Here is a 7,740-nt window from a genome sequence, read left to right on the forward strand (position 1 = left end):
TCATGACCGTTTAATCACTTTCAAAAATCAAAAACTACAACTCTCGTTCTCATGCTTACGAGACTGTCGCAAAACTTCAAACATCTCGTTCCCTCGCTCCGCGTGGGAATGCATAACGAACCCAGACACAGCGCATAGAAATGAAACATCATCAAACCGTCTTACGTTCCAACAACATCGCATCGCCATAACTAAAGAAGCGATACCCCTGCGCCACCGCTTCATCATATGCGCGCAAAACATGATCACGGCCAGCAAACGCGCTAACCAGCATCAACAAGGTAGACTGAGGCAGATGAAAATTAGTCACCATCAAATCCACACTCTTAAACGCATAACCGGGGTAAATAAAAATCGTCGAATCCCCCTGAAACGGCTGAATTTCGCCAGAAGCAGACGCTGATTCCAAACTCCGCACAGAGGTTGTCCCCACAGCAACTACTCGACAGCCTCTCGCCCGGGTTTCCCGAACCGCCTGACAAACTTGTTCGGACACTTCAATATACTCCGCATGCATCACATGATCTTCGATCTTATCCACCCGCACCGGCTGATAAGTACCCGACCCCACATGCAGCGTCACAAACACCTTATTAACGCCTTTTGCCTCCAGCCGCGCCAGCAACGCTTCATCAAAATGCAGCCCTGCCGTTGGCGCTGCAACGGCACCGTCTTTCTCGGCGAATACCGTTTGATAACGCAGGCGATCACTGTCACCGTCTTCCCGATCAATATACGGCGGAAGTGGCATATGGCCATGTTCCAGCAATATCGGAAAAATTGAGGTTTCAAACCGAAGAATAAACAGAAAATCCTGTCGCCCTTCCACCACAACACGAACAGAACCGTTACCCAACAGCAAAACCGAACCAGGCTTAGGCGATTTACTGGCTCGAACCTGCGCAAGCGCCAGGTTATCTTCCACCACGCGCTCAATCAGCACTTCAATCTTGCCGCCAGTTTCTTTCTGACCGTACATTCGTGCCGGAATAACACGGGTATTGTTCAACACCAGCAAATCGCCGGGCTCCAGCATGCTTTCGATATCTGCAAACTGTCGATGGTTGATGATGCCGCTATTACCATTCAGGCACAGCATACGGCTGCCGGTACGATCTTCCGCAGGAAACCGGGCAATCTGCTCATCGGGCAGATCAAAATCAAAATCACTGACTTGCATGGACAATCCGGTAGGTACTCACTACAACACTCACGCCATTATCTATAAATGCTGCTTATACCCTTCGCCTTTCAAGCTGCTACTTTGTTGGCTGCGCTCGCTCACCCCAATCACCTACTACTTGTAGGCTTATGGGGATTCACTCGCTTGCCGCCGCGTAGCAACTTGAAATTCTTTGGGTATATAAGTTGTGCATTAAACAAAGCGTAGAAAAGCTGCGAAGGATACTGCAAAACGGCAACGGTGTCAGGCGAGCTTACCCATAGTCAGCAAACCTTAACCAATAAAATATGCAATAACTGCTTGATCTGAATAAAGTCTTTGATATACTTCGCCGCACTTGAGAGACACCTCTTCTGGAAAGATTGAAGACTAAAAGAAAGTTTGAAATCAATCAGAAGATATCATAATCTCAACCCAATGCCGGTGTGATGGAATTGGTAGACATAGGGGATTCAAAATCCCCCGCCTTAACGGGCGTGGCGGTTCGAGTCCGCCCACCGGTACCAAATATAAGTTAAACTTTCTTCTAGAAAAATAATACGACAACTGTCTTTTTTAATCTTTTCCATATTCTTCATTCATACTAATACCTACTACTGGTTTTGGTGTCTGTGACTCCCAGCAAAAAAACCCCACATTTTTTCTTCATTGTGCCCCCTTCCAGTCATCTTGAACTTTCGGCAAGTTTTTGCTGGTAAACTTTCACTATCAACAGCTATTTTCTGAACTTTACCAAACCTTATGCTGGGGACTTTTACGATATTTATGCTGATATTTTTAGTGTGAATACCATCAAAAAAACTGTGATAGTAAGAAAAGTTACAAGCTTTGGCATGGGTCAAAATAAAATGGCCAAAACGATTAAAAAAGCCCCGTACTCATGAAATACAGGGCTTTTTTCACCTACAGCCAGATTTAATGTAAGCCAGCCTGAATCATGCTGCAGTGGCGTTCAGCAGCCTTCTACCCTCCATCACTTTTAGACCCGCATAGACAACACCCGTCACAAACGTACCCGCCACAATGGCAAACAGATAAGGCAACACCGGACTGATTGCACCAGGGATCAACAAGACAAACAAACCACCATGGGGTGCCATCAACTCAACGCTAAACAACATCGAAATCGCACCAGCCAGAGCACCACCGGCAACACAGGACGGGATAACCCGCATTGGGTCGCGCGCAGCAAACGGAATTGCGCCTTCGGAAATAAAGCATAATCCCAATACCATGGCTGCCTTACCCGCTTCCTGTTCCGGTGCAGTGAAGTAACGACGGGCAATAAGCGTCGCCAGTCCCATACCCAGTGGCGGAATCATACCCGCTGCCATCACCGCAGCCATCGGTCCATAGGTTTCGGAACCCAGCAGACCAACACCAAAGGTATAAGCCACTTTATTGACCGGACCACCCATATCAAAACACATCATGGCGCCAAGTAACGCACCCAGCAGAACCGCATTTGCAGCACCCATGTTATTCAGAAAGTCCGTCAATGCCGACATTAGTGCAGAGACCGGGCCGCCCACTACATAAATCATGACTAAGCCAGTAAACAAGCTTGCCAGTAATGGAATAATCAGAATGGGTTTCAATGCTGCCATTGAGGTAGGCACCGGCACTTTTTCTGCGATCAGTTTTGCAGAATAACCCGCCAGAAAGCCGGCAATGATACCACCAAGAAAACCGGCACCCGTCGAGCTGGCCAGCATGCCACCAATCAGACCCGGCGCCAGACCCGGACGATCTGCAATCGAAAAAGCAATAAAACCGGCCAGCACGGGTACCATCAGAGCAAAGGCACTGCCACCACCTATATTCATCAGTGCAGCGGCCAACGATCCTTCTACCTTGAATGCCTCGATACCAAAAATAAACGACAAAGCAACGGCAAGGCCACCCGCCACAACCAGAGGCAGCATGTGTGAAACACCGGTCATCAGGTGCTTATAAACACCCATGCGCTCTTCTGTGTTTGAGGAAGTAGACGCCGCTTTAGCAGTATGGTGATAGATCTCCGCTTCTGCGAAAGCACGATCCAACTCCTGGGCGGTTTTTTTCAGAGCCGCTCCGGTACTGGTTTTATAGAGTTTCTTGCCATCAAAGCGGGCAAGATCTACATCAATATCCGCAGCAATCATCACCAGATCAGCACTGGCGATCTCTTCTGCAGTTAACTGGTTTTTAGCACCAACGGAGCCCCGGGTTTCAATTTTGATCCACTCACCACGGCGACGGGCTTCTTCCTCTAACGCTTCTGCCGCCATGAAAGTATGGGCGACACCCGTTGGACAGGCGGTAATACCCACTATACGACGACACTCAGATACAACACCTTCCGGAAGCTCAGTGATCTCTTCCAGGCTGGAAACGACGACTGCCTCCTCTTGAGCCTTTTCAAGAAAAGCTACGGGATTCTCATAACATTGACCAACACCAGCCTGATAAACACGCTTATTGTTGAAACGCGCCTTATCCATGACAGGCCCGACCAGAATCACCAGTTCAGCGGCTGAAATATCGTTTCCGCCCAGTGTGTCAAATTGGCTGAAGGTGCTTTGCACTTCAAAGTTCACTGCCCACTGCAGCGTTTCAGCTGCCCTTGCCAGTACACCTTGTGCCAGCACTGCATTGGCTATCCCGGAGGGACAGGCAGTTACAATTACGGTTTTCATTGCTGTCATATCCTGTAATTACAATGTCTGAGATTTCAAGGTGCTAACAGACACCTGTTGCACTATTTTCTGTAATTGGTCTTGATCCGGCACACCAACGCCCACTTGGCTGACAGCCAGTGCAGATAACGCCGTCGCCTGTCGAAGTACAGCTTCACGATCGCTACGTTGATTCAGTCCATGACACAGGCCCGCAACCAATGTGTCGCCAGCACCCACAGTACTGACAACCGCCATCTTTGGTGGCGTTGACTTCAACCACTGACCTTCATGAAGCCACAGTACGCCTTCTGCTCCCCGGGAAATCACCACATGAGCAATACCCGTTGCTGCAAGCTGTTCCCCTGCGGCCATCAAGGCTTCTTCCGTCACCAGAGCTTCACCCAGCCATTCAGCCAATTCATCTTCATTCGGTTTAACTAGCCAGGGAATGGCTCCAAGCGCTGCTTTAAGCGCATCACGACTGGTATCTACGACGACTTTTTTACCCTGCCCGTTTAGAAGCGTAATCCAGCGATTCAACTGCTCCGGCATGACACCGGAAGGCAAGCTGCCGGCGATCACGATAAGTTCGTGTTCTTTCGCCAGTGTTATCAGCCGCTGTTCAAACTGATCAACGTCTGACGGAGACACTGCCATACCCGGAAAGTTCAGGTCTGTCACATTGCTACCACTGTCCACCAACTTTATATTGGTACGACTGGCACCCGGTACTCGGATAAACTGATCGTCTGCTCCAATAGTCTGGAACAACTCTCTAAAACCATTGTCGTTTTCAGCGCCAAGAAATCCGGCAACCCTAACTGGTTCTCCCAGATCCGCTAACACTCGAGCAACGTTGATGCCTTTTCCAGCAGGATGCACACCCGCCTGTTCGATCACATTCACCTTGCCAACGTTCAGTGCTGGCAGGCTAGCCGTCATATCCAGCGCGGGATTCAGGGTCACGGTTAAAATGGATTGATTCATGCCACTGCCTCACCCAGCCCAGAAGCAATGGCCTCTTTGATTGCTGCCAGTGCTTTACCCCCGTCAGGCCCATCTACGACCACAGCGAGCTGATGACCTTTCGCCAATCCCAGCCCCATGACATTCGACATTACACGACCATCAACAAATTCGCCGTTCCCCTCTGTTGCATTCGCAACCTTCACTGTCGCATTCAATCCTTTAATGGCATGAACGAACATGGCACTGGGTCGAGCATGAAGACCATGGCTATTCAAAATGGTGTAGTGATGCGCATTAGCCAGAGCTTTGTTCTGCTTTGCGGTGAACGTTGCCACAATGCCGTCACTGTCCATACTCAACAGAGCTGCCAAATCTTTCTCGACAATCAATGTTGAGAGGTTTTCCATTGCTGCGGTACAACTGTCATCACCCACTGCAATGGTTAGTAGCGCTTTGACTGGTAATCCGTTGAAGCTGATCTCATCGGCGACGGTCAGAAACGTCATCGCGGACGACCGGGCATGGGAAATAGGCGACAACAGCCAAAAACCTTCACCAAGGTACACAGGATCCTCAGCAATCATCAGGCTCACAAACTGACTATCCACCAGCTTCTGATAACTGAGTAAGCCCGCTGATGCGGCTTTAACCTCAATCATGGAGCGAGCAGGGAAACGCCGATCAATAAGGTTTGCATTAAAGTGTAACGTTTTTTCCTGACCGTTCAGCATCAGTGCAATGGCTTCTGCTGTACTAGCCGCCTTCAACTGATTCTCAAGGTCAGCAACCGATAGGATACGGGTCAACTGCTTTAAGATGCCGAGATGCTCATCGGAACCTGCCGCGATTCCAATGACCACATAAGCCTTCTGCCCATTATCGCCCCAGACGACACCGTCTGGAAATTGCATCACCTGAACACCGGTTTTCAATACTTGATCACGAGTTTCCACCGTGCCATGGGGGATAGCGATACCATTTCCAAGATAGGTCGCCGCCTGCAGCTCACGCTGCTGCATCCCCTGACCATAACCACCGGCCACCAATCCACGGCTCACCAGCCCTTCGGCCACCATGGTGATCGCCTGTTGTTTATCCGGCGCTTTTTGCCCGGTCACAATGTCCCGCTCAGTGATTGTTAACATAGCTCTTCCGCTTATCAGTTACGGCCATTGTCGTACGACGATGAAGCTGTAAAAATTGGCTGAAACGATTCAGCTTCAAATGCTGAATCGTTTCAGCTTATAATGCAAACACTATTTAACACCTGACATCATTATTTTGATCAATATCAGTAAACCCATGTCAGGCTAAAGAGCAGAATCAATGAAACTGGATGAACTTGCTCAACTGGCTGGTGTTTCAAAAACCACTGCCAGCTACGTGATTAATGGCAAAGCGGATCAATACCGGATCAGCCAGCGCACCCGTGACAAAGTAATGGCGATAGTGAATGAACACGGATTCCACCCCGATCACGGCGCCTCCTCACTTCGTAGAGGAAAAAGTCGCTCCATTGGACTGGTCATACCCGATCTTGAGAACAAAAGTTATGCCCGGCTCGCCAAACTGCTTGAAGGGAATGCCAGAAAGCACGGATTCCAGCTACTAATCAGCTGTACTGATGACAATCCTGACACAGAAAAAGACGTGGTTCGTTTACTGCTCAGTCGCAAACTGGATGCACTGATTACTGCATCGTGCCTCACTGAAAGTTTTGACTTTTATCAAACCATTCAAAACAAAGGCACCCCGGTCATTGCTGTTGACCGTACATTACCTGCAGAACACTTTACCTCTATCACCAGCGAAGATGAGCAGGGAGCAGAGTTGCTTACTTCAAAAATGCTGGAAAACAAACCAGCATCCATTGCACTCATCAGCGCCTGCCCAGAACTGAGTGTGTCACAGTCAAGGGAAGCCGGATTCAGGCAAGCCATCGAAAAGCAAACAACATCCATTGATTTCGAAGTCTGCTATGGTCGGCAGTTTTCACCGGACACCAGTCGTGAAATGATGGAGCAATGGATTTCTGCCGGAACCATCCCCGAAACCATCATTACAGCATCGTTCACACTTTGCGAAGGGGTTCTGGATAGCATATGCAGCCACCCTGAATTAGGCGAGAAAGTGCAATTGGCTACCTTTGGTGATCACCGTTTTTTGGACTTCCTGCCCTTCAAAGTGCAATCGCTGTCCCAACAATTTGAGTTGATTGCGGAGCATGTGTTGGCAAAGACGCTTAAGGCGATTGGTGGAGACTATGAAGCAGGGCTGACGCTGGTGAAACGACAACCGGTCTGGCGGTTTTGAAGTAGTGGGCTGAATGATAACTTCTGCTTTTTCGTCCAAATTGCGCCTTGACTGCCTGATTGTGTTTTTGCTGTTTAATACTCAAAAAAACATATTATTGAACTGCTTCAGTTGGAGTAAAGAAAACTCATCGGTCACGCTTTCACAAAGTGATGATTAAGGAATGTCAGCAATGACAGAGCCGACTTAGTCATCTTGCTCAGGTTATTTCTGAGATAGCTGGATGGTGGGAACACTGTGCTTTGCAATATTCGATAGTCTAGATGGAGAGTGTGACAGACCTGATAGTTACCTATTCAGCACACTCGGCTTCAGGCTTACTCTTTCTCATCAGCCTGCTTCTTTTGCATACGCTCCTTCAGGTCAGCTGCAGCTTTACCGGCTTGTTCTGCCAATGGCATCAAAACATCTAGGGGCATGGCGATACGGTAGGAGCTGGAGAGTTTCATTTTGTTTTCATCGGTATCGACTTCTTCAACCCGGGCAAAATCCAATCTTGCCACACCGCGCATCACGGTGATTCCTAACAATTGATCCACGTAAAGATCTCTCATTTCCTGCTCCTGCTTTATTATATAGTGAACGCGTAAGGAAATATCTGCACCCCTGCCTATT

Annotated in this window: 6 protein-coding genes and 1 tRNA gene; 2 read left to right on the forward strand and 5 right to left on the reverse strand. The window is 48.8% G+C overall.

What is annotated here, in order from left to right; translation table 11 throughout:
* Positions 1-151: 151 nt before the first annotated feature.
* The gene (gene queA, locus Q1B11_RS09110; RefSeq protein ID WP_299731022.1) at positions 152-1,180 is read right to left on the reverse strand and encodes a tRNA preQ1(34) S-adenosylmethionine ribosyltransferase-isomerase QueA; all 1,029 of its coding nucleotides are present in this window, start codon (positions 1,178-1,180) and stop codon (positions 152-154) included.
* Positions 1,181-1,602: 422 nt separating this feature from the next.
* Here queA and Q1B11_RS09115 point away from each other — a divergent pair.
* Positions 1,603-1,689: transfer RNA gene (locus tag Q1B11_RS09115), tRNA-Leu, on the forward strand.
* 429 nt (positions 1,690-2,118) lie between these two features.
* Here Q1B11_RS09115 and fruA read toward each other — a convergent pair.
* From fruA to fruB, 3 genes are read right to left on the reverse strand one after another with little or no spacing between them, the layout of a single operon-like run.
* The gene (fruA, locus tag Q1B11_RS09120) at positions 2,119-3,861 is read right to left on the reverse strand and encodes a PTS fructose transporter subunit IIBC (RefSeq protein WP_299731025.1); all 1,743 of its coding nucleotides are present in this window, start codon (positions 3,859-3,861) and stop codon (positions 2,119-2,121) included.
* Between the two features lie 18 nt (positions 3,862-3,879).
* Complete coding sequence (gene pfkB / locus Q1B11_RS09125; RefSeq protein ID WP_299731028.1) at positions 3,880-4,830, reverse strand: 1-phosphofructokinase; 951 nt, start codon at positions 4,828-4,830, stop codon at positions 3,880-3,882.
* Complete coding sequence (gene fruB, locus Q1B11_RS09130; RefSeq protein WP_299731031.1) at positions 4,827-5,957, reverse strand: fused PTS fructose transporter subunit IIA/HPr protein; 1,131 nt, start codon at positions 5,955-5,957, stop codon at positions 4,827-4,829. The genes pfkB and fruB overlap by 4 nt, the downstream gene beginning before the upstream one ends.
* Before the next feature lie 181 nt (positions 5,958-6,138).
* Between fruB and cra the strand changes: the two genes are divergently transcribed.
* Complete coding sequence (gene cra / locus Q1B11_RS09135) at positions 6,139-7,125, forward strand: catabolite repressor/activator (RefSeq protein WP_299731034.1); 987 nt, start codon at positions 6,139-6,141, stop codon at positions 7,123-7,125.
* Between the two features lie 317 nt (positions 7,126-7,442).
* Here cra and Q1B11_RS09140 read toward each other — a convergent pair whose 3' ends face one another.
* Entirely contained in the window at positions 7,443-7,679 is a 237-nt protein-coding gene (locus tag Q1B11_RS09140) for a hypothetical protein (RefSeq protein ID WP_299731037.1), read from the reverse strand.
* Positions 7,680-7,740: the final 61 nt, after the last annotated feature.

This window comes from uncultured Endozoicomonas sp. (genome assembly GCF_947495845.1).
Lineage (GTDB): Bacteria > Pseudomonadota > Gammaproteobacteria > Pseudomonadales > Endozoicomonadaceae > Endozoicomonas.

Bases quoted from the DNA above. Each gene is read 5' to 3' on its own strand.
- fruA (WP_299731025.1), bottom strand. From the start codon at position 3,861: ATGAAAACCGTAATTGTAACTGCCTGTCCCTCCGGGATAGCCAATGCA.
- queA (WP_299731022.1), bottom strand. From the start codon at position 1,180: ATGCAAGTCAGTGATTTTGATTTTGATCTGCCCGATGAGCAGATTGCC.
- Q1B11_RS09140 (WP_299731037.1), bottom strand. From the start codon at position 7,679: ATGAGAGATCTTTACGTGGATCAATTGTTAGGAATCACCGTGATGCGC.
- pfkB (WP_299731028.1), bottom strand. From the start codon at position 4,830: ATGAATCAATCCATTTTAACCGTGACCCTGAATCCCGCGCTGGATATG.
- cra (WP_299731034.1), top strand. From the start codon at position 6,139: ATGAAACTGGATGAACTTGCTCAACTGGCTGGTGTTTCAAAAACCACT.
- fruB (WP_299731031.1), bottom strand. From the start codon at position 5,957: ATGTTAACAATCACTGAGCGGGACATTGTGACCGGGCAAAAAGCGCCG.